Source organism: Vibrio sp. 10N.261.46.A3 (genome assembly GCF_041472995.1).
Lineage (GTDB): Bacteria > Pseudomonadota > Gammaproteobacteria > Enterobacterales > Vibrionaceae > Vibrio > Vibrio coralliirubri.
Genome location: NZ_JBFRRH010000049.1, coordinates 44,163 through 61,967 on the forward strand (window position 1 = coordinate 44,163; position 17,805 = coordinate 61,967).

Annotated in this window: 13 protein-coding genes; 6 read left to right on the forward strand and 7 right to left on the reverse strand. The window is 45.0% G+C overall.

Going from position 1 to position 17,805, the window contains the following annotated elements:
* Positions 1 to 44: 44 nt before the first annotated feature.
* Positions 45 to 3,119 (forward strand): GH116 family glycosyl hydrolase, encoded by a 3,075-nt coding sequence (locus AB4484_RS13160; RefSeq protein WP_372078604.1) that lies wholly within the window; start codon positions 45 to 47, stop codon positions 3,117 to 3,119.
* Positions 3,120 to 3,216: 97 nt separating this feature from the next.
* Entirely contained in the window at positions 3,217 to 4,230 is a 1,014-nt protein-coding gene (locus tag AB4484_RS13165) for a LacI family DNA-binding transcriptional regulator (protein WP_048611919.1), read from the forward strand.
* A 200-nt stretch (positions 4,231 to 4,430) separates the two neighbouring features.
* On the opposite strand, the gene AB4484_RS13170 is transcribed toward AB4484_RS13165, so the two are convergent.
* Together AB4484_RS13170 and AB4484_RS13175 are read right to left on the reverse strand one after the other, a co-directional pair.
* Positions 4,431 to 6,059 (reverse strand): ABC transporter ATP-binding protein, encoded by a 1,629-nt coding sequence (locus AB4484_RS13170; protein ID WP_372078606.1) that lies wholly within the window; start codon positions 6,057 to 6,059, stop codon positions 4,431 to 4,433.
* 12 nt (positions 6,060 to 6,071) lie between these two features.
* Positions 6,072 to 6,566, reverse strand: coding sequence for a hypothetical protein (locus tag AB4484_RS13175; protein WP_029235272.1), 495 nt, complete (start codon positions 6,564 to 6,566; stop codon positions 6,072 to 6,074).
* Positions 6,567 to 6,806: 240 nt separating this feature from the next.
* Here AB4484_RS13175 and AB4484_RS13180 point away from each other — a divergent pair, with 240 nt between their 5' ends.
* Positions 6,807 to 9,167 (forward strand): Lon protease family protein, encoded by a 2,361-nt coding sequence (locus AB4484_RS13180; protein WP_372078607.1) that lies wholly within the window; start codon positions 6,807 to 6,809, stop codon positions 9,165 to 9,167.
* A gap of 163 nt (positions 9,168 to 9,330) precedes the next feature.
* Here the strand turns inward: AB4484_RS13180 and AB4484_RS13185 are convergent, their stop codons facing one another.
* Positions 9,331 to 10,077, reverse strand: coding sequence for a flagellar brake protein (locus AB4484_RS13185; RefSeq protein WP_017065025.1), 747 nt, complete (start codon positions 10,075 to 10,077; stop codon positions 9,331 to 9,333).
* 273 nt (positions 10,078 to 10,350) lie between these two features.
* Between AB4484_RS13185 and AB4484_RS13190 the strand changes: the two genes are divergently transcribed.
* The 3 genes from AB4484_RS13190 to AB4484_RS13200 are packed head-to-tail and all read left to right on the forward strand — an operon-like array spanning position 10,351 to position 12,930.
* A complete protein-coding gene (locus AB4484_RS13190) occupies positions 10,351 to 10,635 on the forward strand; it encodes a GNAT family N-acetyltransferase (protein WP_372078610.1) in 285 nt (94 codons plus the stop codon).
* An 11-nt stretch (positions 10,636 to 10,646) separates the two neighbouring features.
* Positions 10,647 to 11,759 carry a phosphotransferase gene (locus tag AB4484_RS13195; RefSeq protein WP_372078612.1) on the forward strand — a complete coding sequence of 371 codons (1,113 nt, stop codon included), beginning with the start codon at positions 10,647 to 10,649 and terminating at the stop codon, positions 11,757 to 11,759.
* The gene (locus AB4484_RS13200) at positions 11,749 to 12,930 is read left to right on the forward strand and encodes an MFS transporter (protein ID WP_050632535.1); all 1,182 of its coding nucleotides are present in this window, start codon (positions 11,749 to 11,751) and stop codon (positions 12,928 to 12,930) included. Before AB4484_RS13195 ends, AB4484_RS13200 begins: the two co-directional genes overlap by 11 nt.
* Before the next feature lie 101 nt (positions 12,931 to 13,031).
* On the opposite strand, the gene AB4484_RS13205 is transcribed toward AB4484_RS13200, so the two are convergent.
* The 4 genes from AB4484_RS13205 to AB4484_RS13220 form a co-directional block, all read right to left on the reverse strand.
* On the reverse strand, positions 13,032 to 14,378 hold the full coding sequence (locus tag AB4484_RS13205) for an MATE family efflux transporter (RefSeq protein WP_372078614.1): 1,347 nt from the start codon (positions 14,376 to 14,378) through the stop codon (positions 13,032 to 13,034).
* A gap of 101 nt (positions 14,379 to 14,479) precedes the next feature.
* The gene (locus AB4484_RS13210) at positions 14,480 to 15,322 is read right to left on the reverse strand and encodes a helix-turn-helix domain-containing protein (RefSeq protein ID WP_372078616.1); all 843 of its coding nucleotides are present in this window, start codon (positions 15,320 to 15,322) and stop codon (positions 14,480 to 14,482) included.
* Positions 15,323 to 15,589: 267 nt separating this feature from the next.
* Complete coding sequence (locus AB4484_RS13215; RefSeq protein ID WP_372078618.1) at positions 15,590 to 16,507, reverse strand: DMT family transporter; 918 nt, start codon at positions 16,505 to 16,507, stop codon at positions 15,590 to 15,592.
* Between the two features lie 331 nt (positions 16,508 to 16,838).
* The gene (locus AB4484_RS13220; protein WP_372078620.1) at positions 16,839 to 17,732 is read right to left on the reverse strand and encodes a DMT family transporter; all 894 of its coding nucleotides are present in this window, start codon (positions 17,730 to 17,732) and stop codon (positions 16,839 to 16,841) included.
* Between the last annotated feature and the right edge of the window lie 73 nt (positions 17,733 to 17,805).

The window sequence follows — 17,805 nt, forward strand, 5'->3', positions numbered from 1 at the left end:
AAGATATTAACAAGAAGAAAAAAATATTCAATGGCGGTTTTAAAATGAATAATAAAATTCCATATACAAGCTATTCAGGAAATTCAGAACACCTTTGCAAAAAAGGTGATGCAGTTGAATTTATTCAACCTTGGTACACGCCAATTTCCACTACGCCAGAAAACACTGGCATGGCGGTAGGCGGGATTGGTAACACATTTACACTGACGCCAAATGGTAACACACCGAACTTCAGTTTTATTCCAGGTATATTTGTTGATTGCTCAGAGCAAGTGGTTAATTTTAATGATTTTTATGCGTCGGTGATGGATGTACCAACCATCGACACGCTACAAGTCATTGATGAGCAAGAGCTGAGTGTTCACCTAAACTTCTATCCTGCTTTGTTTGATGGTAAGAAGATTGAAAGCTCAGAAATGTCGAATGCGATTAACCACATTCGCGCGGCATTGAAAAATGGTCACTTCTACCAAGATAATAAATCTAACTTTATAAAGTGGAACGTTGAGTTTTCAAATAAGACTAAATTATTGATTGAAGAAGATTCATCGTCGATTATTTGTCAATTATATGTCGCCTTGGATTTCTTTAATGGTTTATTAATTAATGACACAACGAGATTATTATCACTTACTGCGGGTGAAAATAATGATACAGGTAGTGTTAATGGTAGGGATATAGAATATCAAGCTTTATATCCATTGGCTGAATATAAATATAGTAGTTTCGATGATATTAAAATAAAGCGTAAGGTAGTCTCTCCGATCGTTAAAGAGGACAAACGACTGTGTTCTTTGCCTATGCACTGGAATCACTTTGAATTAACCAATGATTCATCGCAAACACGTGTGATTACGCTTGCTCAGCCGCTACAAAACTTGATTGGCTCAACCTATCAAAAAGGTCGTGATGGCATTCAAGATTCGGCGTGTACCTTGTCTCAAAACCCAATTGCTCAGCAGCATCAAACGGTTAACTTAAAGGGTGAAAGTCGTAGCTTTACGGGTGTTCAACTGACCAGCCAATCGCCTTATCAAAGCGATATTGAAGGTGAAGTGGTGTTTGGTGTTCAAGCGGATAATCAACTGACAGAATCTGGCAAGGTTTCGATTTCTGTCAAGCCAACGCTTTATACCTCTAAGACAGCGGAACAAACAGAGTTCGCACTGAAAACAGGCCGTACCAACGCTGAATTCCAAACAGGAATTTACACAGGGCGTGAAGCGTTGAGCGCATTGGTTGTGGTTCAGGTTGAATTGGAAGCGGGTGAGTCTGTTGATCTGCGTTTTGCTCAAGTGATGGCTCACAGCAAAGTCATGCTTAATGGCTGGCATTCAGACAAGGCTTACACGCAATTCTACCCGCAAACGCAACCGGCTCTGCCTATGTTAGAAGACATGTTGCCAAAACTCGAAACCATTGAGCAACAGATCGTCGCGCAACAAACGGCCTTCTTAGAGCAAGCTCAACGCAAAATTTCACAGCCTGAATCGGCACTGCGCTATGCGACGATGGCGATGAATTCATTGTCTTTCCTAGCCGAATCAACGGTATGGGATAAAGAAGATAAGTTCCTAGTGAAAGAGTGTGTTGATTACCCATTCTTTAACTCTCTGGATGTGTATTTCTACGGCTCATTCTCTCTGCTTTACTTGCTGCCAGAGCTTGATGGCTGCGTGATGAAAGAGTTCTCGAAAGCTATTTTGGCCGAAGACTTTACCGAGCGCCGATACTGGGAATACGAAGCGACGCCTAATGCAGAATTGATTGATGACAAGTACCAAGGCGTACGTGCCATTCGAGGCGCGGTAATCCACGACTTGGGTAGCCCATTCGACATCCAGCCTGATGCTTACAGCTGGCACAACGTGAAAGAGTGGAAGGACTTGGCGCCGAAATACATTCTTATGGTGTACCGCCACTATCAAAAGACACAAGATATCTCGGTGGTTGAAGAGTGCTGGCAGGCTGTCACTGAGAGCATCGATTTCTTATCGAACTTGATTGCTGAAGGCGATGATTTACCACTAACCCGAGGCACCGACGATACCTTTGATAACCTCGCGTCTCACGGCATCTCTATTTACTGTGCGAGCCTTTGGGTTGCTGGCCTACAAGCCGCGAGTGAGCTTGCACAATTGATGGGCGAAAGCGAACTAGCTAGTGGTTACTTAACGCGTTCGAAAAAGGCGTTAGCAACAGTTGAGCAAAGCTTGTGGGATGACAAAGAGGGTTACTACCACTTCTTCGTCACGCCCGTTCAAGCTAAGCATTTAACAGGTCTGGGCTACAAAGACTTAGAAGCATTAGGGCTTTCACTGACTGGCGATACGGTTGCCGATAAGAACATTCTTAATGAGTATCTCAATGAAACAGATACTTCAATCAGCATCAGCAAGGTGTCTCAAAGAGTCTCTAAGAAGCGCTTATTGAGCGAGACTGCGCCACAAGCCTTTACACAAGACTACTTAGATTTAGTACCTGATTCAGACAACAGCTTTGGCGATGCTCTATTGGCTGACAGCTACTTAAAGTTAATCGGACTAGAAGGCATTTTCCCGCAAGAGAATATCCAACGCGCCCTAGATTATGTTTATAAGCACAACTTTGAGATCAATAGCCCTAAGCTTGGGGTTGCGAACATGACACTGGCTGATGGTTCACCGCATGAAGCGTTCCAAGCGCAAGATGTGTGGATTGGCGTGCAATTTAGTGTCGCGACAGCCTTGAGCCTGGCGGGTAAATCTCAGCAAGCGGAGACATTGATGGATACTGTGTATACCGCGTTGTATGACTATTCAAAAATTCCATTTGCAGCGCCAGAAGGGTTCAACTGCTCAGTCTCATTTGACGAGGAAGATCTTTCAGAATCTTTTAAATTGTCACAAAATGATGCGAAAAACTGGCTTTCTGCTCTTAAATTACAAAAGTGTGTGCTATCTGACGGTCGAGTGAGTCCTAGACTGACTAAAGACAGTGATAAATTTGTTAGTATGCTGCAAGGCGAAATCTCATCGGAGCAAGCCATCGTTCTTCATAAATGGCTATTGAGCACTGGGTTGAAATATACCGCAGGCCGTTATTTCAGACCGGGGATGATTTTCGCCTACATGTATTAACTAAATGACATGAGTTTCAACAAAAGCAGTGGTATGCAGGTTGAAATAGGAGGGGGGCTTTCGGGCTCCCCAAATGTCACTGGATTAGGGTATCGAAATGCGCACTAAAACTAAAAAAACCACCGTATACGATGTAGCGAGACTTGCTGGTGTTTCCCCAAGCACGGTTTCTCGTTTTCTTAATCGAACCACTTATGTGTCGGATGATAAAAGTCAGAACATCGAGCAAGCAATCAAAGACACTGGCTACAAACCTAACTTTCAAATGCAGGAGAACATCAACCGCCGTTCATTGACGATTGGTGTATTGGTGCAACACCCTGACAGCCCTTATACCAGTCGCATCCTCAACGACATGGAGAAAACCCTGATAGCTCAAGGCTACTCACTGGTGATCGCGACGGGGCACTGGCAAAAAAAGCTCGAGATACACGCGTTGGAGTACCTGGCTAAAAGTAATGTGGATGGCATGATCATCGTGACGGGCAGTATTACCAAAGACGACATCGCCAAGTACGCTCAAGACATTCCGATTGTCGCGGTGGGTTACGACATCGTTGAGGATAACGTTCGCTCGATCAATATCGATAATGTGCTGGGTGGCTATATGGCGACTCTGCACTTGCTGCAACAAGGACATGTGAACATTGCTCACATCAAGGGGCTTTCAAGCCAACCGGATGCGGGAAGTCGCTTTGAAGGTTACAAGAAAGCCCTTCAAGAGGCTGGCATTAAAGTGATGCCAAAACTCGTCAAACAAGGTGACTTCAGCAGTGAGTCTGGTTATGAGAAAACGGTAGAGTTGATTGAATCTAAGGTTCATTTCTCCGCTTTGTTCGCAGCCAACGACCAAACCGCTTACGGGGCGATTAAGGCGCTACACGATCACGGTTATAAAGTGCCAGAAGATGTGTCAGTGATTGGGTTTGATGACTTGCCAACGTCGAAGTATTTCACACCCGCGTTAACAACGTTAAGGCAGCCAATTGAAGAGATTGGCGAGGTGTGTGCTCAGTCGATCTTGAACTTGTTATCTGGCGAGAGGCATGAAGCTCGATTACCACCGATTGATTTAATTGTCAGAGAGTCGACTAAGTCTTTGTATCGATAGTGTGTAATGAAGCGATTTGATGACAGGGAATGATATTTCAAGATGAATTATTTCCCTTCAGAAACGAAAAATGTCGCATCCATGCGACATTTTTCTTTTGGCGGCCAAACCAGTTTTGCTATATCCATTCTAGAGTACAATCCATTAGGAGATTATTCAGAATGTACTTATAAGACGCTGTTAATGTTGATTAGTTCCCTTTATGCGGCATTTTTTTTCGATTTATTTTCTAAGTCGAATGACGCTGCGATCAGTTTCTTGGTGTAGTCGTTTTTCGGCGCATTGAAAATCTCTTCTGCAGACCCTTCTTCCATCACTTCACCCTTCTGCATCACCAATACACGATCCGACAGTGCTTTCACTACCGAAAGGTCGTGGCTGATGAACAAGAAGCCGATATTGTGCTTGGCTTGAATGTCTTTGAGTAGGTCAATCACGGTCAGTTGGACTGAGCGATCGAGTGCCGAAGTTGGTTCATCCAGCAAAATGAAAGAGGGTTCAAGAATCAGCGCGCGAGCAATCGCAATACGTTGTCTTTGTCCACCTGAGAATTCGTGCGGGTAGCGGTTAATTGAGTTTGGCTCTAAACGAACTTCAATCAACGCTTTGCGCGCTCTTTCTAATCTCTCTTTCTTGGTTAGATGAGGTTGATGCACCGTTAAGCCTTCGGTGATGATCTCCCCAACCGTCATACGTGGTGATAAAGAACCATAAGGGTCTTGGAACACCATCTGAACATCTTTCTTAAGCTTGTGACGCTCTTTATCGGTCAATAAGCTGACGTCTTGGCCTTTGTAGACAATACGCCCACTACTTGGCAGCAATCCGATCAATGCGCGTCCAAGGGTTGATTTACCGGAACCAGACTCGCCCACAATGCCCAAGGTTTCGCCCTGTTTCAGTTTCAACGAAATGCCTTTAACCGCTTCGAAATACTGGTTCTTACTTTTGATAAAGTGAGATTTGATCAAGAACTTCACGCGAATATCTTCTGCACAAAGCAGTTCGGGAGCAGATGCTTCAACAGGGACCTTCGCGCCTTTCGGAATTGAGTTAATCAGCATGCGTGTGTAATCGTGTTTAGGGCTATCGAAGAGTTCTTGAGTAAGTCCTTCTTCGACCAACTCACCTTTACACATCACCAGCACGCGGTCAGCAAAGTGTTTCACCACACCTAAATCGTGGGTGATGAACAGAATCGCCATGCCCATTTTGCCTTGTATCTCTTTGATAAGAGAGAGTACTTCAGCCTGAACGGTCACGTCTAATGCTGTTGTAGGTTCGTCTGCAATCAGAATATCTGGTTCATTGATCAGCGCCATCGCAATCATGATTCGCTGTAGTTGACCGCCAGAAAACTCATGCGGGTACTTGCTGTAAGTCTGATCTGGCATTGGTAAATGAACCAGGTTGAAGAGCTCTAGTACGCGCTTTTTTGCTTTTGATTTCGATACCTTGCGATGACACATAATGGCTTCTGCCACTTGAATGCCAACACGAAGGTAAGGATTGAGAGAGGTCATCGGCTCCTGAAATATCATGCCGATTCTATCGCCACGAATCGACTGCATTTCTCGCTCAGTTTTTCCAAGAATCGATTGTCCCTCAAACTCGATGTCTGATTGCTGATCAATAATCGCGTTATCTGGCAGCAAACGCATCAGCGCGTTGGAAGAGACGGATTTCCCTGAACCTGATTCACCAACAATGGCCAAGGTTTCGCTTGAGTTAAGGGTAAAGTTAACCTTTTTGACCGCATCAATGATTCCATCATTGGTTGTGAAGCTAACGGAGAGGTTATTGACTTTAAGTATGGCCCGGTCCGACATGATATATCCTTATCAATTTAAGACATTAGGTGAAGATTGAACTTCTGACGTTGTTTTAAGTTGCCCAAAATGGTGATGAGCACGTTGAATTTGTTCTAGTTCGAGCATCCAATGCGAACTACGCTGAGCGCTGCAAAAAGCGATCAGGTGATTGAGCAAATCTTCGCTCTGCTTTTCTAATAACCCAAAGGTACGTTGAATCAGCTCAGTGTTCTCAAGAGAGATAAATTGCATCAGAGCGTAAGATTGATTCAAGGTATCGAAGGCTTGTTGGTGCTGACCTAATCGGTTGAGTATCTCTGATTGAGCGACGCTCGCGTCTCTCAACCCGGCAAGCAGGCAGGCAAATTGGCAAGGCTTAATATCACTTTGGTATGCTGCATCTTGGATGTGATGAGGAAGTGAGGTTAGAACATCACCATACAGGCGCTGTGCTTCAGGCCAGTGACCTTGTTCCATTAACTGCTCAGCTTTTAGGTAGTGCATCCAGCATCGTTCAATTTCCATATCCACATCCTCAATTTATAGTATCCGAAAATATTAATGATATTTATTATCAATTGCAAATTAAAATCATTCACATGTTAAGTTGGTGAATTAAATAACGAGCTATTCCTAAAAATGGCTTAAATTGTGTGTTATTTGTTCAGTTGAACGGCTGTGTAGCGTAAGTCACTAAATTTGTAGGAAATTACATCTACACTGATTTTATCTACACCCAAGTAATGAAGGACTAAGGAGGCGGCGATGGCGATGCAAAGACTCAATACAGAACAGCTGTATCAGGTAGCGGATTTAGACAAGCTACCATGTAAGTCGACCAAAGAACTGGCTCCAATTGACGAAATCGTCGGGCAGGAACGGGCACAAAAAGCCGTTGAGTTCGCGATGTCAATCAAGGAAAAGGGTTACAACATTTATGCGATAGGGCGAAATGGTCTGGGTAAACGCACCATGATCTTGCGCTATCTGAACCGTCACCCTCAAGAAGTGCAGGAGCTTTTTGATTGGTGTTATATCGCGAACTTTGAAGATATTCGTACACCTAAGGTACTGAAATTGCCGCGTGGTGTTGGCAGCAGCTTAAAGCAAGATATTGAAAAATTGATGCGAAAACTGCTGAAAGGTATGCCTCTAGCGTTTGATAACGAGATGTACTTTAGCCGTGCTGACAGGCTTAAAAACCAATTAGCAGCTAAGCAACAAGCCGCTTTAGAAAGCATTAGCCAAGAAGCGAAAGACAAGGGCATCAACCTGACGATCACCACTCAGGGTGATTACCAGTTTGTGGCCATGAATGGTGATGATCTTCATACCGAAGAGAGCTTCGATCTGCTTTCGCCGGAAGAACAAGATCAATTTGATAAAACTATTGATGGATTGGAAGTCGGCCTACGAACCATCTCTCGTGAACTGACGGAACTTGAAGAGACGTACACTGAGAAAATTCAAAAGCTGAATGATGATACGGCGCGAGACGTGATCACTCACTTCATCAAGCAATTGAAGAAGGATTACAGCCAATATCCAGACATCAAAAAGTACCTAACGGCACTGCGTAAAGACATTGTCGACAACGCTGACATCTTCTTAGAAGAGAGCACGGAGCAAGCAGAAGTTGCAACGGCCTCTTTGGATAAGAAAATGCCGCGTCGCTACAAGGTTAACGTGATTGTGAGCCAAAAGGAGGAGACTCTGCCGATCGTGGTGGAAGAGAATCCAAATTATCACTCTCTGTTTGGCTATGTAGAAACGGCAACGTTCAAGGGCACCGTATTTACTGACTTCTCATTGATTCGCGCAGGTAGCTTACACAGAGCCAACGGCGGCGTATTGCTGATGGACGCAGTGAAGGTGCTTGAGCAACCGTACGTTTGGGAAGGCTTGAAACGAGCGCTGCGTTCACGTCAATTGAGCTTCACTTCATTAGAAAAAGAGGTGACCTTAACGGGCGCGGTATCGCTTGATCCAGAACCGATTCCATTGGACGTTAAGATCATCCTGTTTGGCGATTACCGAACGTACCAACTGCTGCAACACTACGATGCAGAGTTTGGTGAACTGTTCCGTGTGACAGCCGATTTCGAAGATGAGATGAAGCGTACTCCCGATTCTGAAATGCATTACGCGCGCTTTATTTCGAGCATCGTGCACGACAACAACATGCTGCACTGTGACCGCAAAGCGATCGCTCGCATCATTGAGCACAGCTCTCGTCAGGCGGGTGACCAAAGTAAATTGTCTCTGCACTCGGCACACATTGCGAATCTGCTTCGTGAGTCAAACTACGTGGCGAGAGGCTCAAAATCGAACCTGATTCGTGCGACGCACGTCGACCAAGCGTTATCTAACCAACAGATGCGTGTCGGACGACTGCAAGACAGTGTGATGGAAACCTTCACTAACGGCACCACGCTAATCCATGTTGATGGTCAAGCGGTTGGGCAAGTGAATGCGCTGTCTGTACTCAGCACGACGGATCATATGTTTGGTGCGCCGAACCGAATCACGGCAACCACCGCTTACGGTGATGGTGAAGTGATTGATATTGAAAGAAACGTAGACCTAGGTGGCAGCATTCACTCGAAAGGGGTGATGATCTTGTCAGCTTACCTTTCTTCCGTATTTGGTAAGACAGCCAAAGTCCCGCTCACCACTAACATCACCTTCGAGCAATCGTATGGTGGCGTCGATGGTGACAGTGCGAGTATGGCCGAGTTCTGTGCGGTGGTGTCAGCGTTTTCTAAGCAGCCAAACCGTCAAGATATCGCGATTACAGGCTCGATGAACCAATTTGGAGAGTCTCAGCCTATTGGTGGTGTGAACGAGAAAATTGAAGGTTTCTTTGATGTGTGTGAAATCAAAGGGCGTTCAAACGAACAAGGGGTGATCATCCCACGTTCTAATGTTCACAACTTGATGCTGCGCAGCGATATCGTGAAAGCGGTTGAAAAGGGCGAGTTTAATATCTGGGCGATTGACCATGTAACAGAGGCGATTGAACTGTTCACAGGCAAAGCCGCTGGTGAAGCAAGTGATGAGGGTAGCTATCCAATTGATACTATCTTTGGTATCGCCCAAGCTAAACTGAACGCACTGCGCAAATAGTTTGAATATCTAGATAGCTAAACAAATAAACAAACAGCCAAAACGCAAAAGCCATCGATTCTAGAGTCGATGGCTTTTTTGTTGGTTACGATTTGGTTTGCCAGTGAGCTATTTGTATTTGGTCTGCTTGCCGTATTCGGTGAAAGTCGCGTCTTAAAAGGCGTTACCCGTTTCGCAAGCAGAGCTTGGTGCCATCGAACTTCAGTTTTGCCAATAAGTGTTTGGCGTTAGCTCGGCCAATATCATCAAATTCAACACCGTATCGAGCGTAGTGCGTCGATTTCTGTAGGTTACAGACGATGCCTCGCAGTGGCGGAATCAGTGGGCCGTTGTAGTTCTCAGGGGTTATCTCAATAGACACTCGATCGGCAATCTGAATCGCACGAGAGGTCGGTGAGGTCACGAAACGACAACCACTTTTCGATAAGTCTCTTATCTCACAGTTTGCTCGCTGGTCGTTGAAGATGATTCTTGAAGCCAGATTCACTTCATAGCGTGTCTCTTTACGTAGCTGAGTCACTTGCATCGTGCTTGGTGTCGAAAGCACCAGAATAGGGAAGGGTTCACCAATTTTATGGTGAATTTGGCTTCTAAAGTGGATAAGCGCGCCTTCACCTCGTAGAGAATACGCACGAGCAGTCATCCAAAAACCTTCTTGAAAGAAAAAGTTCAGATCTTCATTGGATACCTCGGGAACCTCAACCACAATACAGTTATCACTGTGCGTTCCGATAAACTTGGTGGTGGCGAGAAACTTCGTGCCAACGGGAGTCGAGACATTTAATGTCAGCTCACTGCCGTGCTCAATCATGGCCAATGCATCAGTGCTATTGATGGTGGAAACGGTGCGATTACGAGGGTCTTGAAGTGCCTGATTATGCTCCAAAGGCTTCTTCAGGGGTGCGTTCATTATAGTTCTCCATGCGCCAACATGCGTCTGTTAGTTATACTGGTAACTTGCTAACAAGGGGTTATTACGTGCTAGATTTAGTGGACGTACTCACATAGATTTATAGAGTGCCTTTTATCATTGCTGATTTTATATTAAGCCGATTGCACTGAATTATTTGCTGTGTTTGTAAGTACTTAGTTTTATTTATATGCACTTGCGTTAGTCTATTACAAGGAACTCATACTTCAAACTTTTATTGTTTGTCGTATCAATTATTTGCAGGAGTTGAGAATGCAGGCAGTAAAATGGGATCAAGAAGTGAAACAGATCACAGTAGAGCTAGAACCCAACCAGTTCGCGGTCGTTAAGTATCAAAAGGACGGAGATGTACTACATATCACGTCGACACGCATTCCAGATGAACTGCAAGGCAAGGGCTTTGGTAAGGTGATGATGGAGTCGGTATTGCCTGAAATCGAACAAGCGGGCTTCAAAATTGTGCCGGTTTGTAGCTATGTGGTTCACTACATGAATAGGCAGCCACAGTGGTCACATCTTCTATCCGATAAAGCATAACAACGAGTAATATGTCTCAATCAATATCGTCGAATAATCGAGCTCAAGCTACAGCAAGCTCAAGAGAAAATCAGCTTTATCAAAAAATAGCGACCTCATTGGGTTGTCATCAAGGATTTGATGTCCAAGTGATTCAACGCCTATGGGGTGGATATGGCGAGTTAGTTCGCTTGGTCTTTTCTCAAGCAAGCCGTGCTGAACTCAAGAGTGTGATTGTTAAACATGTCGCGTTGCCAGATAAAGCCGAACACCCCAGAGGCTGGAACACCAAACTCTCTCACCAACGAAAGGTACACTCTTACCAAGTGGAAACAGCTTGGTATCAGTCGTTCACCCAACAATGGGACGAGCGCTGCTCTGTACCTGTTGGGCTGCAATGTGAACTAGAAGAGAATGAGTGGCTAATTGTGATGCAAGACTTAGCGGATATTGGTTTTCCGTTAACCTCTCAGTTTGATGTGCTTGCTGCTTCTGACTATCAGGCATCTAGTTACACACGAGAAGAGCAAAAACAACGCGATGCTTGCCTTAAATGGCTTGCTAACTTTCACGCAAAGCACATCAATATCGACCAAGATCAGTCTGCATTATTATGGGAAATAGGTACTTACTGGCATTTAGATACTCGCCCTGATGAGCTCAATGCCTTGGCTGATTTACCATTGAAGAACCAAGCCAAGCACATCGACCGTTTATTAAGAGAGTGTCCATATCAAACCTTAGTCCATGGCGATGCCAAGCTCGCTAATTTTTGTTTTGATTCGGAAAGCGAGCGCGCAGCTGCGGTCGATTTCCAATATGTGGGCCACGGCTGTGCGATGAAAGATCTAGCGCTATTTATGAGCAGCGCGATTAGGCCGCAAGATTGCGCAGAGCTTGAATCACAAGTCTTAGACACTTACTTCCAACACTTGAAAGAAGCATTAGAGTACTATCAGCCACACCTTTCGTTCGATGAGGTAGAAGCTGCATGGCGACCAATGTTTTACGTGGCGTGGGCCGATTTCCAACGTTTCGTAAAAGGCTGGAGCCCAGAGCATTGGAAGATTAACCCTTATACTGAGCAGTTGACCTTACGAGTGCTCACTCAATTAGACGAACAGGAGTCCGTCAATGTTCGATAGAACCGCGAGCTGGAAAACGCCGCAAAACTTTTTATTACTGATTTCGATTGTTGTACCTATCGCGTTTTCGAGCTGGATGGCTTTGCTTAATAACTTCGTGGTTGAGAAAGCGAACTTTGATGGTGCGGATATTGGCTTGCTGCAAAGTGTGCGTGAGATTCCGGGCTTCTTAGCGTTTACCGTGGTGTTTGTGTTGGCATTCATTCGTGAGCAACGCTTCATGTTGATATCGTTAGCGATGCTCACTGTGGGCACCGCGATTACGGGTCTGTTCCCTTCACTGACAGGCCTTTTGCTTACCACTATTTTGATGTCGACGGGTTTCCACTATTTTGAAACGCTGAAGCAGTCTTTGTCACTGCAATGGCTGAGTAAAGAAGAAGCGCCTGAGATGCTAGGTAAGATGATCTCCGTCGGCGCACTGGCATCCTTAATCACTTACGGATCTATCTGGGTGATGCTAGAACAGCTAAAGCTCGATTTTGCTTGGGTGTACGGCATCACTGGTGGTATTGGTTTTATTCTGGTTTTGGTGATGACCTTTGGCTTCCCTGAGTTTCAGACCAAGACGCCACAGAATAAGAAGTTGGTACTGCGTAAGCGTTACTGGCTCTACTACGCGCTAACGTTTATGAGCGGCGCGAGACGACAAATTTTCACCGTATTTGCAGGCTTCTTGATGGTAGAGAAGTTCGGTTATTCGGCTGCCGACGTCACATTGTTGTTCTTAGTTAACTACCTATTTAACTTCTTGTTTGCGAAGCGCATTGGTCGATTTATCGGTGTGGTTGGCGAGCGTAAAGCGTTGATCTTCGAGTATGTTGGCTTGATCGGTGTATTTGTCGGTTATGGTTTGGTGCAAAGCGCGGAATGGGCGGCGGCACTTTACGTGATCGATCACCTGTTCTTTGCATTGGCGCTGGCGATCAAAACTTACTTCCAGAAAATCGCAGACCCTGCAGACATGGCATCAACCGCTGGTGTCTCTTTCACCATCAACCATATAGCCGCGGTTGTTATTCCGGTCGTGTTTGGTGTGATTTGGTTATCGTCCCCTGCAACGGTTTTCTACATCGGTGCTGCGATGGCGGCGGTTTCTTTGGCGTTGTCTTTAAACATTCCTAAGACACCTGAAGAAGGCAATGAAGTGCGAATGTTTAGCTGGCGTTAACGCTAGATAGAGGCAAATAAAAAGCTCCAATATCGCTATTGGAGCTTTTTTGTATGTGCTATTTGATGGTCAAGAAGCAGTATCTTTAAACGGATTACTTCCTAGGCCACCTGTTTTTCTAAAGAGCCTGTAAAGCGTTTCCTGTAGCTGCGTAACATGCTGAGGCTGACTATCGCGGTTAGGGTCTCGGCGAACAGAATACTTGCCCAAATCCCTTGTTCTGGGAATAGCTTAGGTAAGATGACGATGCCTAATGCGACGAAGACAAAACCACGACCAAGAGAGATTAGTGTTGCTTGCTTAGGCTTCGCCGTTGCCTGAAACAGGTTGGCGATCACCAAGTTGACTCCCATTAGTGGTACAGCAAAGAAAAAGAACGTTAAGGCGGTTGCAGCTAGCCCAATCAAATCACTCGAATCACCTAAATATAGAGCTGCGATTTGAGGCGCACACAGGTACACAATAATCATAAACACCAAGCCGCTACCTATTGCACTTTTTAAACCTAAACGAAAAATTGCTTCGATGCGGTTTGGCTGATTAGCACCATGATTAAAGCTGATGATTGGCTGGCAGGCTTGAGCGATTCCGACCATCACAAACAACGCAAATACCCCGATGTTTGCGGTTAAGCCATAGGCGATAATGTGATTCTCACCAAACTGATGCAGCAACACATAGTTGAACAATAAAATTGTCATCGCTGCGGTCACTTCAATGAAGAAAGTCGGCGTGCCTATTTTTAGAATACTTGGCAGTTTGTTAAAACCAATCCCTTTTAAGCTCAGTTCCAAGGTGCCTTGTTTACGTACAAAGTGGCTTAATAAAATACAAGCGATGACACCTTGTGCAATGGCTGTACCGTAGGCTGCCCCTTTCATTCCCCAGCCCCATTTCAAGACGAAGAAGTAGTCCAACACTAGGTTGACCACGGCACCTATCGACATCGCGTAAGTCGCCAGTTTTGGGTTGGTGTCATTACGAACAAAGCACGACATGACCCAAGCTAACGAGTACAAAACAAAGAATGGCAGCATCACAGACAGGTAATCGTGAGTCAGTTCAGCCATGTATCCAGAAGCGCCCATCAACGCAATAATGTCGTCCAGAAAATACAGAGCGATGCTGACTGAGATGGTGCTAAGTACGGCGGTACTCAGCATCGATTGGCTAAAGAGAGTTTGACCCGACGTCGAATTGCCTTTGCCGACTTCAATCGACATAAGAGCCGAGCCGCCAATACCCACCATCATCGCGATAGCGGTAAATATAGAAAAAGCAGGGATGGTTAGCGCGATAGCACCAAGCCCATCAGGGCCAACACCGCGTCCGACGAACCAAGCATCTCCCATGATGAAAAAAGACTTGATCACCATGCCGGTTAGCGCTGGCCAAAGGTATTGATAAAAGGATTTAGATATTGGATCGGTTTTTAGGTTGATGGCCACTGGAGTTAGCTCCCAACAAATTGGATTTAACCAAATTGGATGAAATAAAGAGGGAGCATTATCCGAACTTAACTGGGTTCTAAAAAGGGATGATCTGCTTATTATGTTGCACTATCTGCACATCGAGTTCGAAACTCTGCTGGGGACTCTTTCATCTGCCCTCGGTAAAAACGGCTGAAATAGGCTGGGTCTTCGAAGCCAAGTTCAAAGGCGATAGTTTTAATTGTCTTGGTCGAAAAGATCAACTCTCGATTCGCTTCCAAGATGATTCGATCGTGGATCAGTTGGGTGACCGTTTTGCCTCGTTCAGCCTTCACGATCTCATTGATGCGTTTGTTAGTTATCGACAGTGCTTGAGCATAAAACTCACAACTCTTGTGGGTGGTGTAGTGTTGCTCAATCAAATCGACTACTTGGTTTACTCGGCTGTCGCGTACTTCGCCTTTCAATGATGATTGGCTGGCGAAACGTAATATGTAGCGCAAAAAGCTATTCATGAGGGATTCTACCAAATCCCAGTCGCTCTCTTCTCGTGCACACTCCTCTTTAATCATAGTGAAAATAGGCAGTAGGTAGCGGTTGCCTTCTTCACTGCAATCTAAGTAGGGAGGGCGACTTTGATGCATGGCAAAAACGGTATCGACCAGCTGTGTGTTGCGATGGTTGGTTTTGACAAAGCCTGGGGTAAACACCAGCAAACGAGCGCTTTCTCCTACTAGTTCAGATCGGTGAACTTGACCCGGAGCGATGGTAAAAATACGTCCAACCTTGTTGTCATAGTCTACAAAATCAATGCTCTGACTGCCTAAGCTATCCACGCACCACACCAACTCCCAGTATTCATGTCTGTGCGGTTCTAAGAACGCGTCGTCGCTGTTAGTCAGTTCCTCAACCCTGCAAGGTTGACCTTTAATCAGGCGCATGTGTTTGATGGGAGTTCTCATGACATTCCTTGGTTGAAGACAGACGGTGCAATTAAGACTAGAGCCGTTGTTCTCGGCGTTTCTAATGTAGTCGATAGTGACTTTTAAGTCATTCGATTGATGCGTATTGGCTATTTGATATGAGCAGTGAACCAGTGCTCATGTTGGAATAGACTGAAGTATATGCGGTGGAAGTGAGAGAGAAGTTTAAGTCGGAGTCGTAACTAAATAAAACCCTAGAGACTCATTGTGAGCCCTAGGGTTATATCGACAGATTATTAGCTTAGCCTAGTTGCTACTTACTGTTTTCAAAGAAGAGCGTAGCTTGAAGATTCCCTTCGGTGCCTTGGTCAGCAAGATGCCACAAAGTAGAGGGATCATCATAAGCAGAGATTGTTCAGATAGAACCTCACCATTGATGTAGCAAGAGATCAGTAGCGCAACCACTGGGAAGATTAAGAAGCAGATAGACGCTTGGAACGGCGTCGAAACCTGTCCTAATTTAAAGTAAGCCACAATGCCGCCAACACTCGCCACAAAACCTAGGTAAACCACGGCTGAGATTGAATCCCAAGTGAAGGATTCAACATTAACGCTTTCACCCATTGCAGAAACTGCGAACAAGAATAGGGAGGCAATTAAGCTTGGTACGGCGTTGTAGGTCAGTACTTCAATACCTTTGCAGTGCTTTTGAACCAGCACATACATAACAGCGTGAATCGCAACAGCAAGGCCTAAGCAAACCGTGCCAATAAGGTAGTCATCACCACCCATTTGCATTTCATTGCCAAGGATTAAACATAGGCTCACAACAGCTGTGACCAAACCAAAGATTTGATGTTTCGCTAATCGTAGACCTAAGAATAAACCCGACATCAGCATTACTGCTACGGGCATGTTGGCGAAGATGATCGACGCTAGACCAGAAGAGATGTATTGCTCACCATAGATCATCAAAGTGAACGGAATAGCAAAATACATCAGTGCCACAATAAGCAGCCATTGGCGCTTACCTTTAGGGAACAGCAGTGGTTGGTTGAAGGCTTTCGCCAATACCGCAAGCAGAGGGGCTGCAAGTAAAAAGCGCAACGCAGTAGCAAAAATAGGTGGAATAGAATGCAATGCTACTTCCATAGCGAACCAAGTGGTTCCCCAAATTAAGCAAACAGAGACAAAAAGCAAGATAGTTAGCGACTTCGAATTCATGGTGACTACTCATTAATAATTATTTTAAATCATAGGCTTGTAGCGCCTTAATGACGTGGCACAGTATAGAAAGGTAGTCGGAGAAAAGTTTTGTCTTTTTATCTCTAATTTACGTTTTATGTGGAAATTAAATCTCTAATATAATTATTTTATAGAAAATAAATTCACTTTAGATAGTTTAAGTAAAGTCATTATTCTTTGTGAGGTCTAATTTTGCTCAGGAAGTAATCAACTCACGAGAATGGCTGTTGGGTTATTGCTATCAGCATAGCTACAAAAAACGCGCCTACAATGAGGCGCGTTTTTGATCAATACGTTTAAGAGATAGTATTTATTGCGTAACAGGCTTAACTTGTTTGGGCTGCCTTACTGCCAGAATAAGTTGTGGAAGCAGCGACATCACTATCATGCCAGTCATTAGCGAGTATTGTACTGCAGTGAATGATTCACCCATCAACACCATACCGGTCACGATGCCGGCTACTGGGTTTGCAATGCCACCGAAGGTGAAATCAACCACCGACATACGTTGTAGCAACCACACATACATGCCGTAACCCAGTGCAGTGTTTAGCCCAATCACCCACACGAGTCCCATAGCATTACGAGTATCGAAATGAGTGACAGCGTTAACATAAGGCTGCGGGTCGATGAATGCATGAACGCCAGACGCGACAGACAAAATCGTACCACCCAAAATCAGTTGCCACGTGAGTACCTTCCACCAGTGCATGCGGTTACCCAGTGACTTGGTAATGCTGCTGCCGATAACGATACACATGATCGCGGCGAACATTGCGCCTAAACCTATTGGGTTCAGAGCAATTTGGCTTGGGTTAAAGAGTACCCACGCTAAGGTGCTCAAGCCAATACCTGAAAGGGCTTGAATCAGATGTGGGCGCTGTTTTTTCACTACCCAGTGGAAGATCATCGCGAACACAGGCACAGAGATCATACCCACGCCAGAGATTGCCGAAGGCAGCGTTAGCGCCATTACGAAGATTAAGCCAAAGAAGGTCGCAATATTGATAAGGCCCAGTGTGAAAATGATCTGCCACTCGCCTTTTTTAGGCAGTGTTGGCTTTACTGCTAGCAATAACAAACCAGCAGGCAACGCACGCAAAGCACCCAATAATAATGGTGGCCACTCCTGTAGCGTAAATTGCGTCACTGCATAGGTTGTTCCCCAAAAGAACGCGGGGATCATTGCTAATAATATGTTCATTTAAAATATCTTTACGTTAAGATAACTATTGTGTGAACTGTATACTGAGAACTAGTGGTTGTAAAGTATCTTT